Origin of the sequence: Pacificibacter marinus (assembly GCF_018860505.1) — a bacterium.
Classification (GTDB): Bacteria; Pseudomonadota; Alphaproteobacteria; order Rhodobacterales; family Rhodobacteraceae; genus Celeribacter; species Celeribacter marinus_B.
On record NZ_JAHKPU010000032.1, the window covers coordinates 209,990 to 231,652 of the forward strand.

At 52.6% G+C, this 21,663-nt stretch carries 19 protein-coding genes; 6 read left to right on the plus strand and 13 right to left on the minus strand.

Annotated features, from left to right (window positions below; genetic code table 11):
- Positions 1-63 precede the first annotated feature (63 nt).
- Positions 64-1,143, plus strand: a complete 1,080-nt coding sequence (locus KO503_RS12780) for a 2'-deoxycytidine 5'-triphosphate deaminase (protein WP_215991930.1) — start codon at positions 64-66, stop codon at positions 1,141-1,143.
- 82 nt (positions 1,144-1,225) lie between these two features.
- Here KO503_RS12780 and KO503_RS12785 read toward each other — a convergent pair whose 3' ends face one another.
- From KO503_RS12785 to KO503_RS12825, 9 genes are all read right to left on the minus strand, one after another.
- Positions 1,226-2,668, minus strand: coding sequence for a GGDEF domain-containing protein (locus tag KO503_RS12785; protein WP_215991931.1), 1,443 nt, complete (start codon positions 2,666-2,668; stop codon positions 1,226-1,228).
- 205 nt (positions 2,669-2,873) lie between these two features.
- On the minus strand, positions 2,874-3,092 hold the full coding sequence (locus KO503_RS12790; RefSeq protein ID WP_215991932.1) for a hypothetical protein: 219 nt from the start codon (positions 3,090-3,092) through the stop codon (positions 2,874-2,876).
- Positions 3,093-3,207: 115 nt separating this feature from the next.
- Positions 3,208-3,885, minus strand: a complete 678-nt coding sequence (gene scpB, locus KO503_RS12795; RefSeq protein ID WP_215991933.1) for an SMC-Scp complex subunit ScpB — start codon at positions 3,883-3,885, stop codon at positions 3,208-3,210.
- Positions 3,882-4,676 carry a segregation and condensation protein A gene (locus KO503_RS12800; RefSeq protein ID WP_215991934.1) on the minus strand — a complete coding sequence of 265 codons (795 nt, stop codon included), beginning with the start codon at positions 4,674-4,676 and terminating at the stop codon, positions 3,882-3,884. The genes scpB and KO503_RS12800 overlap by 4 nt, the downstream gene beginning before the upstream one ends.
- Positions 4,677-4,709: 33 nt before the next feature.
- Entirely contained in the window at positions 4,710-5,702 is a 993-nt protein-coding gene (locus tag KO503_RS12805) for a glycoside hydrolase family 3 N-terminal domain-containing protein (protein ID WP_215991935.1), read from the minus strand.
- 9 nt (positions 5,703-5,711) lie between these two features.
- Positions 5,712-6,896, minus strand: coding sequence for an SPOR domain-containing protein (locus KO503_RS12810; RefSeq protein WP_215991936.1), 1,185 nt, complete (start codon positions 6,894-6,896; stop codon positions 5,712-5,714).
- A 115-nt stretch (positions 6,897-7,011) separates the two neighbouring features.
- Entirely contained in the window at positions 7,012-8,730 is a 1,719-nt protein-coding gene (gene argS, locus KO503_RS12815) for an arginine--tRNA ligase (RefSeq protein WP_215991937.1), read from the minus strand.
- Positions 8,731-8,861: 131 nt separating this feature from the next.
- Positions 8,862-10,787 carry a cation:proton antiporter gene (locus tag KO503_RS12820; RefSeq protein WP_215991938.1) on the minus strand — a complete coding sequence of 642 codons (1,926 nt, stop codon included), beginning with the start codon at positions 10,785-10,787 and terminating at the stop codon, positions 8,862-8,864.
- A gap of 69 nt (positions 10,788-10,856) precedes the next feature.
- Positions 10,857-12,035, minus strand: coding sequence for a deoxyguanosinetriphosphate triphosphohydrolase (locus tag KO503_RS12825; protein ID WP_215991939.1), 1,179 nt, complete (start codon positions 12,033-12,035; stop codon positions 10,857-10,859).
- 125 nt (positions 12,036-12,160) lie between these two features.
- Between KO503_RS12825 and KO503_RS12830 the strand changes: the two genes are divergently transcribed.
- Positions 12,161-12,493: a HesB/IscA family protein gene (locus tag KO503_RS12830; protein ID WP_215991940.1), complete on the plus strand. Its 333-nt coding sequence runs from the start codon at positions 12,161-12,163 to the stop codon at positions 12,491-12,493.
- 93 nt (positions 12,494-12,586) lie between these two features.
- Here the strand turns inward: KO503_RS12830 and KO503_RS17820 are convergent, their stop codons facing one another.
- On the minus strand, positions 12,587-12,877 hold the full coding sequence (locus tag KO503_RS17820) for a DUF6525 family protein (protein WP_354667590.1): 291 nt from the start codon (positions 12,875-12,877) through the stop codon (positions 12,587-12,589).
- A gap of 451 nt (positions 12,878-13,328) precedes the next feature.
- Here KO503_RS17820 and KO503_RS12835 point away from each other — a divergent pair, with 451 nt between their 5' ends.
- From KO503_RS12835 to xth, 4 genes are all read left to right on the plus strand, one after another.
- A complete protein-coding gene (locus tag KO503_RS12835) occupies positions 13,329-13,670 on the plus strand; it encodes a hypothetical protein (RefSeq protein WP_215991941.1) in 342 nt (113 codons plus the stop codon).
- 929 nt (positions 13,671-14,599) lie between these two features.
- On the plus strand, positions 14,600-14,941 hold the full coding sequence (locus KO503_RS12840; RefSeq protein WP_215991942.1) for a hypothetical protein: 342 nt from the start codon (positions 14,600-14,602) through the stop codon (positions 14,939-14,941).
- Between the two features lie 114 nt (positions 14,942-15,055).
- A complete protein-coding gene (locus tag KO503_RS12845; protein ID WP_215991943.1) occupies positions 15,056-16,255 on the plus strand; it encodes an NAD(P)/FAD-dependent oxidoreductase in 1,200 nt (399 codons plus the stop codon).
- Between the two features lie 78 nt (positions 16,256-16,333).
- Positions 16,334-17,164 carry an exodeoxyribonuclease III gene (gene xth / locus KO503_RS12850; protein ID WP_215991944.1) on the plus strand — a complete coding sequence of 277 codons (831 nt, stop codon included), beginning with the start codon at positions 16,334-16,336 and terminating at the stop codon, positions 17,162-17,164.
- Between the two features lie 223 nt (positions 17,165-17,387).
- On the opposite strand, the gene der is transcribed toward xth, so the two are convergent.
- The 3 genes from der to KO503_RS12865 form a co-directional block, all read right to left on the minus strand.
- The gene (gene der / locus KO503_RS12855; protein WP_215991945.1) at positions 17,388-18,878 is read right to left on the minus strand and encodes a ribosome biogenesis GTPase Der; all 1,491 of its coding nucleotides are present in this window, start codon (positions 18,876-18,878) and stop codon (positions 17,388-17,390) included.
- Positions 18,879-18,969: 91 nt separating this feature from the next.
- On the minus strand, positions 18,970-20,298 hold the full coding sequence (locus tag KO503_RS12860; RefSeq protein ID WP_215991946.1) for a PQQ-like beta-propeller repeat protein: 1,329 nt from the start codon (positions 20,296-20,298) through the stop codon (positions 18,970-18,972).
- 127 nt (positions 20,299-20,425) lie between these two features.
- On the minus strand, positions 20,426-21,085 hold the full coding sequence (locus KO503_RS12865) for a hypothetical protein (protein ID WP_215991947.1): 660 nt from the start codon (positions 21,083-21,085) through the stop codon (positions 20,426-20,428).
- Between the last annotated feature and the right edge of the window lie 578 nt (positions 21,086-21,663).

The window sequence follows — 21,663 nt, forward strand, 5'->3', positions numbered from 1 at the left end:
TATCGCAGCGGGCATTTTTGCGTTAAGCACAAGAACACTCAAAGACGGCAGAGATTGGGATAAATGATGGGCGTACTCGCGGATCAAGCAATTCAAAACATGATCGAAAACGGGGCAATATCGGCTGCACCCTCTGTCATTCCTGAACAGATTCAACCCGCCTCATTGGATTTGCGTCTTGGTAATCGCGCATGGCGCGTGCGGGCCTCGTTTTTGGCCGGCGCGGGCAATTCTGTTGCCGATCGCCTGTCCGAATTCGAAATGCATCAGATCGACTTGACCGATGGCGCCGTTTTGGAAAAAGGCTGTGTCTATGTCGTGCCTTTGATGGAAAGCTTGGATCTACCTAACACCGTACAGGCCGTAGCAAACGCGAAGAGCTCCACAGGACGCCTTGATCTGTTGACCCGCCTGATCACTGATGAGGGTGTCGAATTTGACCGCATTGCACCGGGTTACACAGGGCCGCTGTTTGCTGAAATTTGCCCTCGGTCGTTTTCAGTTCTTGTGCGCCCCGGCATGCGCCTTAATCAAATTCGCTTTCGTGAAGGCCAAGCGGTTCTGAGTGATCCAGAACTGCACGATCTGCACATGAAAAGTCCGCTCGTAGACGGTGAAGCGGTGATCGATCAAGGTCTCGGATTTTCCGTCGATCTGCGCCCTCTTGAGGGCGATCTCGTTGGTTACCGCGCCAAACCACACACAGGCGTGATCGACCTTGATAACATCGGATATTATGATCCTGCCGACTATTGGGAACCGATCCATACCAAAGACGGGCGGATCATTTTGGACCCCGGCGCATTTTATATTCTGGTTAGCCGTGAAGCTGTCCATATCCCACCAGAAATGGCGGCTGAGATGGCGCCATATTTGGCGATGGTTGGCGAATTTCGCGTGCATTACGCCGGCTTTTTTGATCCCGGCTTTGGCCACGAAAATGCCGGGGGTGCAGGGTCGCGCGGCGTTTTGGAAGTCCGCTGCCACGAGGCGCCCTTTGTTTTGGAACACGGGCAAATTGTCGGTCGCTTGGTTTATGAGCGGATGAATGAGGTGCCAGAGCGATTGTATGGTGCGGATTTGGCGTCGAATTACCAAGGGCAAGGCTTGAAGCTGTCCAAACATTTCAAATCACCAGCCTAAGCCATCGCGCACAAAACCATCGCGCCCAACAGGCATAAAACCTGTGGCGTGGTCTGTGCACAGTGTTAAATTGGCCTATTCGTTAATGAATTGCACGGCTTAACAACACATCACTGGCCACGTCTTGCGAGATTGGTTGCGACAAATCTCCGTAAAGAATCACGCGATTTCGCCCACGGGATTTGGCCACATAAAGCGCATGGTCGGCATCTTGCAGGGCCACCTCAAGCGTTTTACCAGATTTTTCATTTATAGCCGTCACACCGATTGACAATGTCACAGGCTCAGGCTGCCCATTGTTTGACCATGTGACGTTGGTTGCCACGGCGACGCGTAACACTTGGGCCACCTCCATCGCCTTATCATGGGGCAAGTCAGGTAAAAGGATCAAAAATTCTTCGCCCCCCCAACGCGCAACCACATCAAGGCCACGCACACGTTCGCGCAACACCCGCGCGATGTTGCGCAGCACCTTATCCCCTTCACAATGCCCCGCGATATCATTGATACGTTTAAACATATCGACATCGGCCATAATAACCCCAATGTAATCCACTTTAGGCACGCGCCCTTCATCGTTTCCGGTGGGACCCAAAAGCTGCATTTCACGTACAGCGCGCCGATTCAACAGACCGGTAAGCGGATCGATATTCGCCTTTCGCGTCAACTCACGTTCCAATGCACGCCGGTCGCGGTCAACGCGTTCAAACAGAGGCCCCGTGATCAGCATTGTCACCAAAAACAACCAAATCACACCACCAACAACAACTTCAGCTGCGCCATCAAAATCAGAACGAGTAGCCAGAATACCAATAAGCCAAGCACCACAGATGACGATAAGCAATTGCAACCGCGCCATACGCCCCCAAGACGACGTGGTTAAAAAATGCCGAAGCAATGGCGAACGCACGAACAACAATAGCTCAGCACCCCCAAGCGTCAACAAAAGCACAGTCGTCGCTAAGGACATTTGCCCATACAGGCCTTGGTGCTGATATGAAAACCCCAAGGCCGACACGCTTGGAAAGACCAGCCCTGTCAAAATCATCACGATGGAGAGTGATGGCGCGCGGTGCCGCATGAAGGCCCCTGTGCTCAGTAAAAACAAGCTGACTGCCGTATTCAGCCCCATCGGAATATGTTGATCAGAGGTCAATCCTAATAGGGCGTCAACACCTGATGAAAACATCAAACTGTTCCAAAAGATCGCCTCGTAAATGCGCAAAGCTGCAAGACTGGCGATCAGCGCGAAAACCATGTCACGCATATGTGTCGGCTTGCGAAAGCCCCGTCGCCCCATCACAGAAAGAGCCAGCAATACCAAACACATAGAGGTCAGTCCATGCATCTCGTTCGCGTTTAAAACAGTCGGCATAAAGTGCACATCTGCGTTGAGAAAGAAAACCAAACCGATGGTTCCAGCTGCGCCCAAAGTTACCAAAAATTTTTGGAGTTTCAGCGCCACAAGCGCAGGTCCAAACCCGACAGATCCAACGTGATCAAATCCGAATATGAGTTTTCCCATGCGCCTCATTAAAGGTCGCCTTTCACACATAACATTTTGACCACAGCTCCACATTAAGACTAAACTCACAAAGCAATATGAGATCAGTGCAGTCAAAAAGTTAACAAAGCGTAAACGTCTGGGATACTAGAATCCCCCGCCGTCAAACAGGCAAAAGATCGCTTATATTCGCAGTTTGCGATTTCAAACCTTGGGTATAAAGGCCTTAAAGACGCCGACCAATCTTTGCTGCTTGGCGCGCACGCTTAGCAGCCAATTTGGCCGCTTGTTGTTGTTCAATATCGGCAGGCGTGTTCGCTTGTGTGTTCTGTTGGTCTGCGCCACGCCCCTTTGTCACTGCGCTGATACCAGCACCAATGCCTTTATTGACAAGACGGCGCATCACTTGGTTGATCACCATATTCAAAAGACGTTCGATATTCATCTGCCACTCCGTTTGTTTCACACCACTGTGCAAAGATAGCACTTCTGGTCTGTTTTAAAGGTCTTTACACGGGCAATACGCCATAAAGATGGCGTTGAATCTACAGGCCCTGATTTTAACTTTCATCTTCGAACAAATCATCTTGCTCGTCGATGTCTTCCTCAGACATGCCTCCTATATCAGGCATTGGCCGACTTTCCAAAAGCCCTGCGGCGCGCAGCTCTTTCAGCCCCGGTAAGTCACGCGCACTCTCAAGACCAAAGTGGTCCAAAAAATTGGGCGTCACGATATAAGTCACAGGGCGTCCCGGCGTCATACGTCTGCGTCCGAACCTGATCCATTCCATCTCGATCAGTTGATCGATCGTCCCGCGAGACACGGACACGCCACGAATTTCTTCGATTTCAGCACGCGTGCAAGGTTGATGATAGGCAATGATCGCCAAAGTCTCAACTGCGGCACGCGACAGTTTGCGCGTCTCGACAATTTCCTTTTGCATCAAGAACCCAAGATCAGGTGCCGTGCGAATGGCCCAAGCCTCGTTCACGCGCACCACGCGCACGCCCCGCCCTTCGTAGCGACGTTGCAACTGTTCGACAGCAATTTTTGGATCACATCCATGCGGCATACGTGCGGTCAAATCGGCAATGCTGACAGGATCAGCAGAGCCAAACAGCACCGCTTCGACCATACGCTCTTGTTCGGCCAAAGGCGGTGCCTCAAACAGGCTTTCGCGCGGGACTTGGTCCTGTGTTGCGTCTTCGGAGACATCGTTTGTGAGATCTTGGCTCATCTGTTGTTCACGCTTCTAATTTGAATAGGGGCGAAAGTGTCGCCTTGGCGGATTTCGATCTTGCCCGCCTTTGCAAGTTCCAGCGACGCAGCAAAAGTGGCAGCGGTGGCGGAGCGGCGTTTTTTAGGATCGAGTTCCCAGCCTTCGGGTAAATAAGACGACAAATCGGTCCAGTCGCCCGCAAATGAAATCAGCCCCCGCATCCGCTCAAGCGCTTGTTCCATCGACAAAATAGACTCGCGATCCAAGACAAACGGGCGAAATTCATCCTTGGTACGAATGCGCGCGTAGCCTTGCATCAAATCCAACAGCGACGCCGTATAAGTGACATTGCGCACGCGATCCATGGTTTCAGGCACACCCCGTACAAAAAAATCACGGTTCTTTTGGTCTCGCGCCATCAATTTTGCCGCCGCCTCGCGCATGGCCGACAGTCGCGCCAATTGAAATGCCAGATGTGCGGCAAGCTCTTCGCCTGACGGGCCTTCATCTGTCGGATCAGGCGGCAATAACAAGCGCGATTTCAAAAAGGCCAGCCATGCGGCCATCACCAAGTAATCAGCCGCCAGTTCGATACGCAACTCTTTGGCTTTTTCAACAAAGGCCAAATATTGATGCGCGAGCTGCAAAATCGAAATGGTGCGCAGATCGACCTTTTGCGTGCGCGACAGGGTCAGCAGCAAATCCAGCGGCCCCTCAAAACCGTCCACGTCGACGATCAAGGCCTCGGCGGCAAGCCGTTCCTCGACACTCAGCACTTCGCTCAGTTCAAATTGATCGTCTTGTGGCATGGGCGCAGACAGGCTCCAGTTGATCGAAAACGCTTATAGAGACTGAAATTCAGCTTCCAGCCCCTTAATGTCAATGGTCTGTGTCTTTGAGCATGGTTCTGGAGGGCGCGCGGCGGCGGCAGAATCTGCACGTTTCTGCGCCCTATCGGTCATAGCACCAAGTTCAGCAACACTTTGCATCTCAATCAAATCACCATTGCAATGCAGCACGATATCACATCCCGCCTCAAGCGCTTTGTCACCGCGTTCAAACACGTTTCCCTTTAGCGCTTGCATAGACAGATCATCCGTCATGAGCAAACCGCCAAAGCCAATCTCGTTGCGGATCACATCAATACAGGCAGGGCTTTGCGTGGCCGGATGGTTCGGATCAATCGCCTCCATAACAATATGCGCAGACATCCCCATAGACAGATCATTCAAGGCTTTAAAGGGCGCGAAATCGATCTCAAGTTCCGCCTTAGAGGCAGATACACGCGGCAGGTTTTTGTGACTGTCCGCCGTACCGCGCCCATGCCCTGGGATGTGTTTCATCACCGCAGCCACACCACCAGCGGCCATTCCGTCCACCATCGCGCGGCCCATGTCGGCCACTGTAACAGGATCTGTACCATAACAACGATTGCGTAAAAACGGATGCGTCAGATCATTGGCCACATCCAAGGTTGGTGCGCAATTCACATCGATACCCACGCTCAAAAGATCATCGGCAATCAAACGCCCACGCAACCACATGGCGCGTTTAGGATCAGATTTTGACAAGATATCATCAAGCGGCGGTTCAAATTCACGCCAAATCGGGCCGCGCATGCGTTGGACGCGCCCGCCTTCTTGGTCGATCAAGATCGGCGCGTGCCAGCCCACTGAGGCGCGCAAATCATTCGCTAGACGACTTAGCTGTTCTTTCGTCTCAACATTTCGTGCGAATAGAATGAACCCCCAAGGGTTTGCATCGCGGAAAAACTGTGCCTCAAGCGGCGAAAGCGTCAAGCCCTCGCAGCCAAAGATATAAGCACCCTGCCCCATCAGCGACCGTTAGCGTTGGCGCGCGGGCACACAGGCCGCATTGCTTGCGGTCAAAGCCGCACAGAACCGGTTGCTGTCCGCCGCGTCAGCAAAGCCAAGGGCACGCAGACGATAAAATGTGCGGCCACCGGATTCGGCTGCTTCAATGATGCGGGTTTTATCTTTCATCAAAGCATCAAACTTCGACACCAGACGATCCCATTCGGCCCGTGCAATGTCTTCGTTTTGGAACGCACCGAACTGAACCAAAGGCGTGCCAACAGCCACCTGCGACGTGGGCACTTCGCCTTCTGACCCCAGAGCCGCCAAGATATCGCCAGCCACATTGTTCAAACTCGCGTCCGAAACTACAGCAGACGCAGTTGCATCTGTCGCAGCCACTGCGGCCAAACGAACGGGGCGTGCTTTTGGCACAGGTGAGCGTGTGAATGCGCCCGCCTCAGAGGCCAAAACGTCCAATTCAACGTTTGCATCCGCCGCCACAGGTTCAACATTGGACAGCTCAAGCGGCTCAGGCACGATAGGATCAGGCACAACCACTTCAGCCGACAACGGGGCGAGAACTGGTAAAGGATCTGCCGGCTGGGTGTAGGCGTTGTCTGGTTGATAATTGGACACGATTGTCACACTGTCGCCCATGGGGCGGTCTTCGTCAGTCAAAGCCATCGGACGCGGTGCCAGAGTCAAAGTATCCGCGGGCGCACCCGCCGATCCGTCTGCCGTCACAGAGTTGACAGATAGGCCTTGGTGCATCGCCAGTTGACCACCAGGGTTTTCAGGTACCAAACGCGCGCTGCCAGACATGTCGCGGATCACAGGCACACCAGAAACATCTCGGGCCATCAAATTATAGCCCCAAATGCCCAAACCAAAGATAAGTGCCAAAGACACAGCCGCCCCGCCCCATTGCGCAACCCCAAGTTTGGGGCGCAGCGGCGTGCCGTCCGTGGCAAATCCACGCCCAGAAGCGTCGTAAGTATAAGCAGGCTGCGGTACAGGAGAAGCTTGCTCATAACCGTAAGCAGCGTGCTCTTGTGCGTAAACCTGTGGCTGAGGATCACCAAAGTGATCATTGCCGTATTGATCATATGAGGGGTACTGGCCCATATGCGTGCCAGCTTGCGTGCCCGTTGAATAAGCGTCCGCCTGCGGGGCATAGCCCTGCTGCGTGCGCGCTGAATAGGTCTGCGCCATATCTTTGCCTCTACCGCTTCCCGCTTTTAAACAACGGGTTATCGTCTGCTCTTGGAGAATTTTGGAAACTAACGTCCCAATTCATTCCCCCGATTTCCGGCACAGGTGCTTATTTTTAACGCATCTCTTGTGCCGGCGTTACGCCTAGAATACCCAATCCTGCAGAAATAACAACGGCAACGGCCCGTGGCAGGGCAATTTTTGCCGATGATGCATTTAGGTCATCTTGCAAAAAGCGCAGTTCCGGCTTGTCATTGCCCTTATTCCACAGCGCGTGGAAATCTGATGCCAATTCGTACAAGTAAAACGCAATACGGTGCGGTTCATGTGATTTTGCCGCGATTTCAACCTGGCGCGGCCAATCAGCCAATTTGCGTGCCAATGTGATTTCAGCTGGATCATCAAACTGTGGTGTATCCGTCAAAACCACGCCAGCGGCCTCGGCCTTGCGCAATACAGAACAGACCCGCGCGTGCGCATATTGAACGTAGAACACAGGGTTGTCTTTGGATTGTTCCAGAACCTTGTCAAAATCGAAATCAAGCGAAGCGTCGTTTTTGCGTGTCAACATGATGAAACGGGTCACATCTTTTCCAGCTTGCTCGACCACATCATTCAAGGTCACGAACGTCCCTGCCCGTTTGGACATTTTGAATTCTGCGCCGTTTTTGAACAGTTTCACAAGTTGCACAAGCTTGATGTCGCAGGCCACTTTGCCATCAGACAAAGCCGACACAGCCGCTTTCATCCGTTTGACATAACCGCCGTGATCCGCGCCAAAGATATCAATGATCTCATCATAGCCGCGCTGCACCTTATCATAATGATAGGCAATATCAGGCGCGAAATAGGTCCAAGCGCCATCAGATTTTTGAATTGCGCGATCCACATCATCGCCGTGGTCTGTGGATTTAAACAGAGTTTGTTCGCGGGGCTCCCAATCGTCTGGCATCTGGCCTTTTGGCGGCTCAAGCGTGCCGCGATAGATCAAGCCTTTGTCTTTCAACTCAGCGATAGCGCTCTCGATCAGACCTGTATCATACAGCGCCTTTTCAGAGAAAAAGTTGTCCATCTTGACGCCAAGCATCGCCAAATCCGCACGGATCATATCCATCATCGCGTCGGTTGAAAATAAACGGAAATCGGCCAGCCAGTCTGATTCAGGTTTGCCCAGCAGGCTGTCGCCGTATTTTTCTTTCAAGGCTTGCCCGACTGGCACCAAGTAATCACCAGGGTACAGACCTTCGGCGATCTCAGGCGACAGACCGTTGGCCTCACGGTAGCGTTCATAAACAGAGCGCGCCAAGGTATCCACCTGCCCGCCACCATCGTTGATGTAATATTCGCGGGTCACGTCATAGCCAGCATAATCTAAAAGGCTCGCCAAAGCGTCCCCGAAGACAGCACCGCGTGTGTGTCCTACGTGCATAGGCCCCGTCGGGTTGGCGGACACATATTCAACATTGACTTTTTTGCCGGCGCCAAGCGCGCTTTTGCCGAATGCCGTATCGGTCAAAATAGAGGTCACCAACCCACCCCAGATGTTTTTGCTCAGGCGCAAATTGATAAACCCAGGGCCCGCCACATCCACAGTGTCAATACGCGGGTCCGCAGACAATTTATCCGCCAAAGCCTGCGCGATGGCACGCGGGTTGGACTTGGCTGGTTTGGCCAAAACCATCGCCGCATTGGTCGCCATATCACCGTGCAACGCATCGCGTGGTGGCTCAACAGCGACATTGTCAAAGGACAGACCGTCAGGCAGCAAGCCCTCGGCGGTCAATTCAGTGAGGCTATTGATGACAAGGGCGCGGATATCGGCGAATAGGTTCATGGTCTCTGTCTCTTCTGGTGAGTTGGCACGGGTTTATCATTCCCCGCGCTCAGGTCAACGCCCCAAAGCCGCACATATCCACGAGTTGCGCCCGATATAAAGACGATCCCATGAAAGTCATGCGATGCGGATCAAGTGGTCTCAGGCGGAATCAAACCGATCACACGAATGGGGGCAGCCAGACGCGCGCGCGCGGCGGCCAGTTTGGCGTCACTCATGCGGCGCATCAACTCTGATTTGGCGGTGGCGCGCAAATCCTCTGGCAAAGCGTCGATCTTGGCCTTTGCTCTATTGGGGAACAACAGCTCTACCTCGTCTGGAGATAGACGCTTGACGCTGCCATCTTCTGACAGAAGCCCTAAAATCTTGGCCTCTGGATGCATGGCTTTCCAATCGTCAAAGCCGAATTCTTTCGTCAGACCGGTGATCCGCAGCGCCCAGCCATCTGTCATAAGATCTTCGAAATCACGGAAATTCCGCCCACTCCCAAAGGGTCTGCCGCCAAGCTGCGTTGGCAAAGCGTGCTTGGCTTTGTCGCCTTTATGTGGCGCAATTTGCCATATATGTTCGCGGCCCAGCTCAGCCCCCAGATCCGTGGCCACCAGCGTATTATAGGCATCGTTTTCACTGGCCGCGATCACGGTTTCATAGGACAGTATTTCCACAGAATGTTCTGCGGCTTCAGACAAAACATCGCCATAAAACACTGGCACGCCATGCGCACGGGGTCGAATAAGACGGGCGTGATTGGTGTCAGCGACAATCACCGGTACGCCTTCTTTTTGCAAAGCCTCGCCCAAAGCCGTCGTAAACCGCGACCCGCCGACCAGCATGACCCCCGGCGTGCCTGTTGCTGCCAGTCCCAAAAGCCGCGCGAATGGCGCAAGCGTGAACCCGTGCAGCACGACCGTGACCATGACCAAAGCAAAGGCCAACGGGCCGATGAGCGCTCCGTCCGCAATACCCGCTGCGGCAAGCCGTTCACCGAACAGCCCCGCCACAGCAACCAAAACCACGCCGCGCGGGCCGGTGAAGGCGATCAAAATCCGCTCGTTACGGGGCAGCTTGGTGCCGATCAACGATATGAACACCGTCAAAGGCCGCGCCACCAAGACGATCAGTCCAACAAAAACCCCCGCGCGCCATGTCAATTGCCCTAAAGAGGCAAAGTCAAGCGAGGCGGCCAACAAGATAAACACGCCCGACACCAAAAGGATTGTCGCGTGCTCCTTGAAGCGGCGCAGTTCAACAAAGGACGGCAGGTCGGCATTGGCGATCACCAAACCCATCACCGTTACGGCCAAAAGCCCACTTTCGTGCAACAGCATATCGGGCACAGCAAAGCAGACCAAAAGTGTTGCAAATAGCACCGGAACCTTCATGTATTCAGGCACTTGTCCACGCTTAAACATGCGCGCAAGACCAAGCCCAGTGATCAACCCCACGATCAAAGCTACGATAAATCCAACCGCCAATTGCCCCAAAGCATCGCTCAGGCTTTCGGCCTCGTGAAACACCAACACGAATTCGAAGGCAAACACGGCAGCTAAAGCGCCGATGGGATCGTTCACAATAGCTTCCCATTGCAACAGGCTTGCGGGGCGTTTATCAAGCTTGGCTTGGCGCAGCAGTGGCGCGATCACAGTTGGCCCTGTGACCACCATAATGCCGCCAAAGACAGCCGATGTTTCCCAGCCAAGCCCTGCCCCGAAATGCAGAGCCAAAGCCGACAAAAGCCACCCCAAAGGCGCGCCGATACAGACCAAGCGCTTGACCCCTTGGCGTGCATCGCCCAATTTGTGCAGCTCAAGCGTCAGCCCGCCTTCAAACAAGATCACGGCCACCGCCAAGGATATCAAAGGCTGCACAATAGGTCCGATATCGCGGGCCGGATCGAACAGGCCAAACACAGGCCCGATCAACAACCCGACAGCCAGCATCACCACAATCGCAGGCAGTTTCAACCGCCAAGCAAGCCATTGCGCGCCAACGCCCGCAGCGCCGACAAGTGCAAAGGCTTGGATCGTCGTCAATCCAGCGAGGTGTTCCGTGGCCATGGCATGGCGCTCCTTTTAGGTGTCCACAATAGGGACAGCATCGCATGGGTCTTTCACAGTTGAAACTGACTACGCAGCGTCAAACAACCGCTCGTATTCTTGAATGGCAAAACGATCTGTCATGCCTGCCACATAATCCAAAACGATACGCGCCAAGTCGGTGTCGCTTTGCGCGACAGCCACCTCTTGACGCCATTCTTTTGGCAAAAGTTCAGGTTTTTCCATGAACAGCGGAAACAAAGCATTGACCATCGCCGTCACGCGCTTGCGCTCAACAATCACAGAAGGTGCGCGGTACATGCGCTTGAACAAGAACGATTTAATCGCTTTCAAGTTCTGAAAGAACGGCTTGGAAAAGCGTATAATCGTCCGGTCCATATCGCGAATATCTTGCGCCGTTTCCGGCATGGCACTGCTCAATCTGTTGTTGGCGATGGTGATCACATCCTCGACCATATAGCCGAAAATGCGCCGCAAAGCCTCATGGTCGCGCCTATTGCGATCAAGATCAGGATAAAGGCGATCCACCTCTTCATAAGCTGGCCCCGTCAAAGGCAGCTCCATCAAATCCTCAGCCGTGAACAGGCCTGCGCGCAGACCGTCATGTAAATCATGGTGATTATACGCGACATCATCGGCGATGGCCGCGACCTGCGCCTCGGCTGAGGCAAAAGTGTGCAACTCCAGATCAAACTGGTCGTTCACATCTTTCAGCGCATAAGGAACAGGTGCGTCGCTTGGGTGCTTTTTCGGGTCTGAGTTGGGGCCAATGATGGGCCCGTTGTGCTTGGCGATGCCCTCCAAGCTTTCCCATGTTAGGTTCAGCCCGTCAAAATCGGCGTAGTGTTTTTCCAACTTGGTGACGATCCGCAAGGCCTGCGCGTTGTGATCAAAACCACCGTAAGGCGCCATAAGGTCCACCAAAGCGTCTTCGCCTGTGTGGCCGAAAGGTGAATGGCCCAAGTCATGCGCCAGTGCGATGGCCTCAGCCAAACCTTCATTCAACCCCAAAGCCCCCGCGATGGTGCGCGCAACTTGAGCCACCTCGATCGAATGCGTCAAACGTGTACGATAGTAATCGCCTTCGTGTTCGACAAAAACCTGTGTTTTATGTTTGAGGCGGCGAAAGGCCGAAGAGTGAATGATCCGGTCGCGATCCCGTTGAAAAGGCGAACGAAACGTCGAAAGCGTTTCGGTATAAAGCCGGCCGCGAGTTTCCATCGGTTGGCTTGCATAGGATTTGAGCATGGACTGTCCTTGTCGTGCGTCGTTACCCACCTTATATTGAAAAATGTACACCGCGACAAACACCGAAACCCGTTCCCTTAAAGGTTTCGTCGAAATTGTCGCCAAATAAGAGCGCCGCACAGACCATGACCCTTACTTTGCCCCCCCAAGTTACCCCACGCGCCTTTGCACGGCTTGCCGAAATCAACGCCGAGCTTGGCGATGTGAAAGCATTGCGAGTGGCCGTTGATGGCGGCGGGTGTTCGGGGTTTCAGTATGACATCACGCTTGATGATCCTGCCGAGGATGATGTTGTGCTTAAAAGTGAAGGATCATCTGTGGTGATTGACCCTGTGTCTTTGCCGTTTTTAGAAAATGCTGTGATCGACTTTACCGAAGAATTGATCGGTGCGCGGTTTGTGATTGAAAACCCGAACGCCACCTCGTCTTGCGGATGCGGCACGTCCTTTTCTATGTAATATCTCATAGTGATGCGAGGCGCATGGCGTACAACGCCGTCCTGCACTTCAGGCAACCCAAACATACTAGACGCTGCGGGCCTTATATGCGCCTCACGCCTCGTCTATTCGGGGATGAAATTTATCCTGTTTAAGAAGTTGGCGCTCGACACGTGATAGGTGCTGCTTCGCTTCTTCAATATCGCCATTGTAAGTCTGTAACGACTTCTTCCAAGACCGTAGCACCGAACGCGGCGACCACGGTAACGCTGCATGCATAAGCCAAGATCGCAACTCAGTTGGCAGTTGATCATAAGCCGCCATAGAATCTCCTTTTCGCACGCGCCGCTTTAAACTGCTTTGAGCATTTCGCCTCCGCCGTGAACGCTCCATCACGCAGCCCATGGCGCGACGCGTCGATGGCGAAGCCTGTGCGATGCGCTAATCGCCTTGATGCCTATTGCCGCTAAGAACTGCATTTATAGTCTCCATCTTCTTTATGTTGATGGCCAAGTTAATATCGCCATCAAGATGGTATGTAATAACATCACATCAACAACTCAAGCAAGCACATCAAATGCGTCACATACATCACGCTGTGATGCGCGAGCCAGTTGCGTGCAAACACAATGCACAGACATCAAACGTTACACTCGTTGTTTTCAGTCTGTGCTTTTTCGCGCTCAATATGTGCATTTAAACACTCACGGAATTGTCAAATTTTGCTCTTTTTCTTGTGAACAATCAGGGTCTTACAATTTGATCCAGAGAGGCTATTTCCAGTGACAAGGCAGCAATGAAGCCACTAAGGCACGCCGCCAGACACACAAATTAATTCGTCTTGAAAGGACACACCATGTTTAACACTTCCGTAAAAACACTCGCAGCCGCAGCCGTTCTGATTGCAGCAGGTTCTTCCGCTTTCGCATCCGACCACATCTTTGCAGATCGCTCACAAGACCTGACATCATTTGTTGAACTCGATCTCGTACGTGCCTCAACAGACGGCGTTGTTGATATCTACGAATTGACAGCTGACGGCCAAGGCAAATTGCTCGGATCACAAGCTGTACACGCTGGTGCAAACCAAGATGTGCGTGTGAGCTTTAACACAATCACCAATCAAGACGTTATCGCGGTTCTCACAACAAACGGCTCAGTTGCTGCCACTCAAGATATCGACGTTTCTGTAAACTAAGAACCGCTTCAAATCTCCTCCTCCTGAAAAGGCGGCCCTCACGGGTCGCCTTTTTGCGTTTATAAGACCCGGCTTATAGGACCTGACAATGAGCCTTAGTTGATTGTGCCGTCCGGCGGCGGATCAATCCGGCAAAGCGCTATCTCCCTAGAGATGCTTTGTACGCACTCCCCCCTCAGTCTTACAAAAAGCCGAAAACCTTACACACAACCGAAGTGATTTTTGGGCTGCTTTGGTACTGCTGTGCTCAGCACAAAGCCATCACAATCAATTGGCCTAAAATCACGCTCTCTCCCCTTTTTGGCAATCACAGATTTGCCTCGTGTTTGAGTCTAAAATCTGATGACACCACCACGGTCTCACAGCAAAACTCGTTTGGGGGTATCAAAAACAATCTGCAAAGCCGCTTCAAGACCTGTCGCAAGATTCGATTAAAGTATTGAGATCTTTTTTTGGATTTTCCATGCCTTTTTTGCAGTTTTTCTCGCTCTCTTTTACTCTCTTTTTCGTGAGTATTTTGGCTTTGTTACGCACGATATTACAGTCGTATTACAATTCTGTTTCACAAGGCTTCAACGCAGCTTTCCAGCCCCCCCCATTTCGCAATATCAGTGCCGCCTCCATGCCTCTGCATCTGTAACTTTGTCCTGAAACCATCCCAGACACGCATGCCTAACCTATGGAAAACACCGTATAATTTAGCAAAGTGGCCACATCGTACACTGTGTCACATATCCATCTGCGCGCAAATGCAGGGTTTTCTCAGCATATAAGCACTCACTAAGCTGTGAGCTTTAGCTCTTTTTTTCGTGAATTATCAGCCCCTTACAATCCTCTGAAATTGGAATAGATCGTTTGGCAAGGCAGCAATGAAGCCACCAAGGCACGCCGCCAGACACACAAACTAATTCGTCTTGAAAGGACACACCATGTTTAACACTTCCGTAAAAACACTCGCAGCCGCAGCCGTTCTGATCGCAGCAGGTTCTTCCGCTTTCGCATCCGACCACATCTTTGCAGATCGCTCACAAGACCTGACATCATTTGTTGAACTCGATCTTGTACGTGCCTCAACAGACGGCGTTGTTGATATCTACGAATTGACAGCTGACGGCCAAGGCAAATTGCTCGGCTCACAAGCTGTACACGCTGGTGCAAACCAAGATGTGCGTGTGAGCTTTAACACAATCACCAACCAAGACGTTATCGCGGTTCTCACAACAAACGGCTCAGTTGCTGCCACTCAAGACATCGACGCTTCCGTAAACTAAGAACCGCTTCAAATCTCCTCCTCCTGAAAAGGCGGCCCTCACGGGTCGCCTTTTTGCGTTTCTTGAAGGCATGAAACACTTGCCTCCTTAAGCGATTTGATATTTTACGCCCCTATGAACACACAGATCCAATCCCACTATGACACGATCATTCTCGGCGCGGGGGCCGCTGGGCTGATGTGCGCTGGATTTGCAGCAGCAAAGGGGGGGCGCGTTTTGGTTGTGGACCATGCCAAACGCGCTGGCGACAAAATTCGTATTTCTGGCGGTGGGCGTTGCAATTTCACCAATATGTTTGCTGGTCCTGAAAATTTCATAAGCCAAAACAAACATTTCGCAAAATCGGCTTTGGCGCGTTACACGCAATGGGATTTCATCGAACTGGTCGCAAAATACGGCATTGCCTATCATGAGAAAACCTTGGGGCAGTTGTTTTGCGACGACAAGGCAACCCAAATCATCGATATGTTGCTGTCTGAGGCCAAAAACACTGAGATTGCTTTAAACACATCAATTGATACGATTGCGCATGATGGTATTGAATTTCGCGCAACCCTATCGGGGCGCAACGTGACAGCGACCAATATCGTTGTGGCTACGGGGGGGAAATCAATTCCTAAAATGGGCGCTACAGGGATTGGCTATCAGATTGCCAGCCAATTTGGCTTACCTCTGATTGATACACGCCCTGGCTTGGTGCCGCTGACTTTTGGCCCGCAAGAGCTGGATTGGATCGTGCCTTTGGCTGGCACGGCTTTAGAGGGCCAACTAGAGGCCAATGGCACCTCATTTAGGGAAGCGCTTTTATTCACCCATCGAGGCATTTCTGGTCCCGCTGTGTTACAGGTGTCGAACTATTGGGTTGAGGGCGATACAGTGCACGCCAACCTGATGCCAGATGCGTCGATTTTTGAAGCGCTGCGCGTTGAGCGTTCCGCAAATGGTCGCCGTCAAATGGGCACAGCCTTGGCGACGCTTTTCCCCAAAAAACTTGCCACAACTTTGGCTGAAAACCTGAAACTATCTGGCAATCTCGCGGATCAATCAGACAAGGCATTGCAGGATCTCAGTGATACCTTGCACGCCCTGCCCCTGAAACCTACGGGCTCCGAAGGCTACCGCACCGCCGAAGTGACCCTTGGCGGGGTTGATACAGATGCCCTGAGTTCGAAAACTATGGAAAGCAAACAGCTCAAGGGTCTGTATTTCATCGGCGAAGTTGTCGATGTGACTGGCTGGCTTGGGGGGTATAATTTCCAATGGGCTTGGTCATCCGCCGCCGCCGCTGGGCGCGCTATTGCAGATCAAGCCTGATCAGCGCTTTCCCTTGTGGGTTTGCGCGTTTAAACTTGGTCGCATAAAGACCAACACCACAAACACAACGGATGCGTCATGAAAATTGCCAGCTTTAACATCAACGGTATCAAAGCCCGCATCGACGCGCTCACAGATTGGCTTAAAGAATCTGATCCAGATGTGGTGGTCTTGCAAGAAATCAAATCCGTGGACGAAAATTTCCCTCGCGCGCATTTCGAAGACATGGGCTATATTGTTGAAACTCATGGTCAAAAGTCATTCAACGGCGTGGCAATTCTATCGAAAATTCCACTAGAAGACGTCACCCGTGGTTTGCCAAATGGCGCAGGCATGGGCCGAGATGGTGCGGATGATATCGAGGCGCGCTATATCGAAGCGACAGTGATTGGCGAAACGACATCACTGCGCATTTGCGGCCTGTACCTGCCCAACGGCAATCCCGTCGATTTGAACAGCGATGGCACGCCTGTTGAGGGATCGAAATATGATTTCAAACTCAAATGGATGCAAAGGTTACACGATCGCGCACAAGATTTGTTGCAGCTCGAAGAACCCTTTTTACTGGCCGGTGATTTTAACCTGATCCCGCAGTCCGAAGACGCCAAACGCCCTGATGCGTGGCGCAAGGACGCGTTGTTCCGCCCTGAGAGCCGCGAAAAGTTCCGCATATTAATGGACCTTGGGTTTACGGACGCCTTGCGGGTGAAAAACAGCGCGGATGAAACCTATACGTTTTGGGATTATCAAGCGGGTGCCTTTGATCGCAATGATGGCATTCGAATCGATCACTTTTTGCTTTCGCCACAAGCGGCGGACAGGCTGCAAGACTGCCAAATAGATGCCTATGCACGGGCCAAATCCAAACCATCAGACCATGTGCCCATTTGGATCGAAATCGATCTGTAAAAAATTTATCGAACATAACAGAAACGCGCCCGATATCTGTAGCACGCTCACATTTAGATCACGCCAACGGAATCATGCAGGGTGCATTCGGTTCAGATAAAAAAACATGAGCACAGTATGGATTGCGCTCGATCGCTCTGTTTTTATCCCTAAAATCGAAAAACGCCCACAGAGTGATCTGCAGGCGTTTTTATTTAAATCAGACACGATCAAAGCGTGTTCATTACCATTTCTTTTTATCGTCAGCCCGTGCTTTGCCAAGGTGTTTGCGCAAGCGCGAGGGCACCGATTTGGTGTTATTCTTATACGGATTGGCGTCACCTTGATCACGGAACCACAAACGAATGGGGGTACCTGGCATATCAAAGTCAATCCGCAAGCCATTGATAAGATATCGCTTATAGCTTTCGTTCAATTTGTCAGCATGGGAACACATGACAACGAAACCCGGCGGACGGGTTTTGGCTTGGGTCATGTAGCGCAGCTTGATCCGACGACCGCCTGGTGCGGGTGGTGGGTGCGCCTCACACATAGCTTTAAGCCAACTGTTCAAACGTGCAGTTGGAACGCGGCGGTTCCAAATTTCATGCGCCTTCAAGATCGCTTCTTGCAACTTATCAAGATTCTTACCTGATTTGGCTGAGACCGTCACAAGCTGCGCACCTTTGAGCTGCGGCAACAAACGCGCAAATTCTTCACGCAAGAACTTAGCTTTATTGGATTTATCGGTTTCTTCGTCCCATTTGTTCACAGCAATGACAACAGCACGACCTTCGCGTTCGGCCAAATCGGCGATGCGCAAATCTTGCTGTTCAAACGGAATGGACACATCCAGCAAAACAACCACGACTTCGGCGAATTTCACCGCGCGCAGACCATCAGATACAGATAGCTTTTCAAGCTTTTCTTGCACCTTGGCTTTCTTGCGCATACCGGCTGTGTCGAACACACGTACAGGCGTGTCGTTCCAATTCATCGTCACAGAAATACTATCGCGGGTGATGCCCGCCTCAGGACCGGTAAGTAGACGTTCTTCGCCCAAGAGCTTGTTAATCAACGTGGATTTACCAGCATTCGGACGACCAACGACGGCAATCTGAAGCGGCTTCTCGAAGGTGAACTCACGTGAAGACCCTAAAGTGTCGCCCTCTTCATCAAAATCCTCATCGGTCAAAATCACGTCAACATCAGGCGTGTCGCGCTTGGCGCGTTCTTCGAATTCCTCAGAGATCGGCAACAACATATCGTAGAGGTCAGACATGCCCTCGCCGTGTTCCGCGGATAGACGTACAGGTTCGCCAAGCCCCAAAGAATAGGACTCCAAGAACCCCGCCTCGCCCGCGTGCCCTTCGGCTTTGTTCACGCCCAAAATCACCCGCGCAGATTTGCGACGCAAAATGTCAGCGAACACTTCATCAGCCGGTAAAATGCCTGTGCGACCATCCACAAGGAACAAGCACACATCGGCCATGCCCACTGCACGTTCGGTGAGCGCACGCATTCGGCCTTGCAGGCTTTCATCGGTGGCTTCTTCCAAACCGGCGGTGTCGATGACGGTAAAGGGCATGCCTTGCAGCTTGGCCTCGCCTTCGCGCAGGTCACGGGTCACGCCGGGTTGGTCGTCAACCAAAGCCAGACGGCGTCCAACCAAACGGTTGAACAGGGTCGATTTGCCCACATTTGGACGGCCGACAATTGCAAGTGTAAAACTCATGGGTGATCCCGCTTTTCATCTCAAGTCGCCCCGATACACCCAAAGAGCCTTTGGGGTAAAGGGGCAAAGCTCAGGTCGTCGTGATGAGGGCTTAGTTCAAAGCCGCCAAATCGCCAGTTTCAAGCAAGACATACATGACACCGCCCACAACGATCGGATCGCTGGCAGCGCCAGCTGGCAAGCTCACTTGTGTAACCAAAGCGCCAGAGCTCGGCGCGAACCCACGCAGCATCCCATCAGAGGAAGCGACCCAAAGTTTGCCACCCGCCGCGATAGGTCCGTAATGTGCATAGACATCTTTACGCTTTTTCACCTTATCCGTGGTGAACAGGGGCAATTGCTGCCCCCAGATGCGTTTGCCAGTCGAGGCAGACAAACGCACCAGCTCTGCTGCATCCGAAACGATAAAGACAGACCCGCCGACAACAGATGCCGGACTATAAGCGCCCTCGCGGGCTGTCCAGCGGCGCTCACCTGTCTCCATGTCAAAGGCAGCAAAGCGCCCAGCCTGATTGCCCATGTAAGCTGTGCTACCAACGATCACAGGATCAGAGGTGATATCAGAGACATTGGCATAGACCAGCCCTGCACGTTGCCCAGCAAGCGAGGCAGACCAAAGACGCGTGCCACCTTTGCGGAACAGCCCGTAGACGTCACCCGCAGCAAAAGGCACAACGGCCAAGCGATCATTCACCGCAGGCGCAGGTGCGCCAACCCGTGAGGCAATCGTTTCAGGGCCGCTGATTTGCCATTTGACCAAGCCTGTCGTCAGATCGATGGCCCAAACTTGCGAATCGCCGCCGACCACATAGACCAGACCTCGATGCACTGTCAGGCCAGACCCGCCAGCCGCATCGATGCGCTGGGTCCAAGCGCGTGCGCCTGTGGCCAAATCAAACGCAATGATGTCACCATAAGCGGTCGCCGCCAACAATGTTGACCCAGAGATGGCCAAAGACCCGCCAGAGGCATCGCCCTGATGTTCACTGGCAGGTGTAATATCTTGGGTCCACACAGCCGCCCCTGTCGAGGCAGACACCACGGTCACATGAGACCCCGCATCAAAGGCCGCGACATACCCGTTAGCTGCCACAGGAGCAGAAGCCATACGCAATTTGCGCGTATTGCCTTGGCCGATGGGCGCGGCCCATGCCACGGTCGGGGTGGTCGCGGTAAATGCGTTATGGCCAGAGGCATGGCTGGCAGAGCCACCGGTTTGCGTCCAATTTGCCCGCGTCACCTGCGCGCCAAGTGAGATCGCAACAGAGCTGTTCGCCACATTAGCATCGCTTGCACTCGAAATGGCCAAGCCATCACGCAGATCAAGACGCTCTCCGGGCAAGATCACCTCTTTGTCACCGCAAGCCGACAGGCTGACGGCCAAAAGAAAAAGCCCTGTTTTACCAAACTGCGCGATCATATTGATGATCCCCTCGTCAAATGTCGTTTTCTTACGCTCATATTTTACAAAGCGCCCAAGCCTAGCCAGTAGACCCGTGTTATTTGGCCCTGACAACGTGCATGGCCGCAAAATCATTTACCTTGGCTTATTGTGCGATTGGATCGGCCCCAAGTGCAACTATCATCTGAAGGCTTCGGCGACGAAGCGCCTCTGTGGCGTCAACGTCTTGTGCAATCGCACGCAACCCTGCCACAGCGGCCTCTATATCGCCCAGCTCGACCTGCGCTGTTGCGATTTGCTCTTCGGCCAACAAACGATACGGCGCACCAGGGGAAGCGATGCCCGCCAATTGCGCGATACGGTCCTCAGGCGGAATGTCTGCTGCGCCGATCATTGCCGTTTTCAAAATCGCCAAATCGCGGAAAATAGCGTCGAGCGTGGCGTCAACCGTATAGGGTGCTAAAGCTGCGATCGCACCAGAGGTGTCACCCGCGGCATGCAATTCACCGCTGCGCACCATGTCTGCTATAATCCGTGCAGACCCCGTAACGCCAGCAGTCGCCAAAGCATCGGCCCGCGCCGCTGCATCATCGCCGCCTGCGGTCAAAGCCGCCGTGATCGCGTCGCCGTTGGCTTGGGCCACAGTTGCCGCTTTTGCCTTGGACCATTCATTATAGGCAGCACCGCCCACAATCGCCACAACGACAACAATCCCGATCCAGCCATACTTGCGTAAGGCCGCGTAAAGCTTGTCGCGCTGGACCTCTTCGGTCACTTCGTCGATGAAACTGTCAGTATTGCTCACATTGGCCCCCGGATCGGTTCAAACTTTGATCTATGCCCCTCATATGAGGTCGCACATATTTATCGTGTTGGCCCTCTCTTACCCCGAACCACGAACCCTTGCCAAGAGGATGTGAAACATTGCGTTGATACGACATGCCATCGCATATGAAACAGAAAACAGGACACCACAAACAGCGTAACCTTTATTAACCTCCTTCAGTTACTCCCCACGATCCTTTCGCTTCGATACAATCCCAGTACAAGAGAGACAAAAATTGCCTCTCCCGATGCTATTTTCAACACTATTTTTTACAAATATGCCCAAGGTCAGACTAAAATGGTCGAAATTGCGCCAAAGCCATCTAAATAACGATGAAAGAGACGTATAATTAAAAGGTTCAACGACACACACGCCTGCTTTGCACAGATAAGTGATGAAATGTGATCTCTCATCTTGCGAAACACATCCCTCTTCCCCATCTTGACCACAATGTTAATCTCTTTAAGACCGACGTAAGATTTGGAGCCTGACGATTGAACAGACCCAAAACAGTTACTCAATCTGCAGGCTTTCGCACACTATTTTCACCGATCAAG

What these genes read in the sequence shown, in the direction of transcription:
- KO503_RS12780 (WP_215991930.1), top strand. Translation starts at nt 64, where the DNA reads ATGATGGGCGTACTCGCGGATCAAGCAATTCAAAACATGATCGAAAAC.
- KO503_RS12785 (WP_215991931.1), bottom strand. Translation starts at nt 2,668, where the DNA reads ATGGGAAAACTCATATTCGGATTTGATCACGTTGGATCTGTCGGGTTT.
- KO503_RS12790 (WP_215991932.1), bottom strand. Translation starts at nt 3,092, where the DNA reads ATGAATATCGAACGTCTTTTGAATATGGTGATCAACCAAGTGATGCGC.
- scpB (WP_215991933.1), bottom strand. Translation starts at nt 3,885, where the DNA reads ATGAGCCAAGATCTCACAAACGATGTCTCCGAAGACGCAACACAGGAC.
- KO503_RS12800 (WP_215991934.1), bottom strand. Translation starts at nt 4,676, where the DNA reads ATGCCACAAGACGATCAATTTGAACTGAGCGAAGTGCTGAGTGTCGAG.
- KO503_RS12805 (WP_215991935.1), bottom strand. Translation starts at nt 5,702, where the DNA reads ATGGGGCAGGGTGCTTATATCTTTGGCTGCGAGGGCTTGACGCTTTCG.
- KO503_RS12810 (WP_215991936.1), bottom strand. Translation starts at nt 6,896, where the DNA reads ATGGCGCAGACCTATTCAGCGCGCACGCAGCAGGGCTATGCCCCGCAG.
- argS (WP_215991937.1), bottom strand. Translation starts at nt 8,730, where the DNA reads ATGAACCTATTCGCCGATATCCGCGCCCTTGTCATCAATAGCCTCACT.
- KO503_RS12820 (WP_215991938.1), bottom strand. Translation starts at nt 10,787, where the DNA reads ATGGCCACGGAACACCTCGCTGGATTGACGACGATCCAAGCCTTTGCA.
- KO503_RS12825 (WP_215991939.1), bottom strand. Translation starts at nt 12,035, where the DNA reads ATGCTCAAATCCTATGCAAGCCAACCGATGGAAACTCGCGGCCGGCTT.
- KO503_RS12830 (WP_215991940.1), top strand. Translation starts at nt 12,161, where the DNA reads ATGACCCTTACTTTGCCCCCCCAAGTTACCCCACGCGCCTTTGCACGG.
- KO503_RS17820 (WP_354667590.1), bottom strand. Translation starts at nt 12,877, where the DNA reads ATGGGCTGCGTGATGGAGCGTTCACGGCGGAGGCGAAATGCTCAAAGC.
- KO503_RS12835 (WP_215991941.1), top strand. Translation starts at nt 13,329, where the DNA reads ATGTTTAACACTTCCGTAAAAACACTCGCAGCCGCAGCCGTTCTGATT.
- KO503_RS12840 (WP_215991942.1), top strand. Translation starts at nt 14,600, where the DNA reads ATGTTTAACACTTCCGTAAAAACACTCGCAGCCGCAGCCGTTCTGATC.
- KO503_RS12845 (WP_215991943.1), top strand. Translation starts at nt 15,056, where the DNA reads ATGAACACACAGATCCAATCCCACTATGACACGATCATTCTCGGCGCG.
- xth (WP_215991944.1), top strand. Translation starts at nt 16,334, where the DNA reads ATGAAAATTGCCAGCTTTAACATCAACGGTATCAAAGCCCGCATCGAC.
- der (WP_215991945.1), bottom strand. Translation starts at nt 18,878, where the DNA reads ATGAGTTTTACACTTGCAATTGTCGGCCGTCCAAATGTGGGCAAATCG.
- KO503_RS12860 (WP_215991946.1), bottom strand. Translation starts at nt 20,298, where the DNA reads ATGATCGCGCAGTTTGGTAAAACAGGGCTTTTTCTTTTGGCCGTCAGC.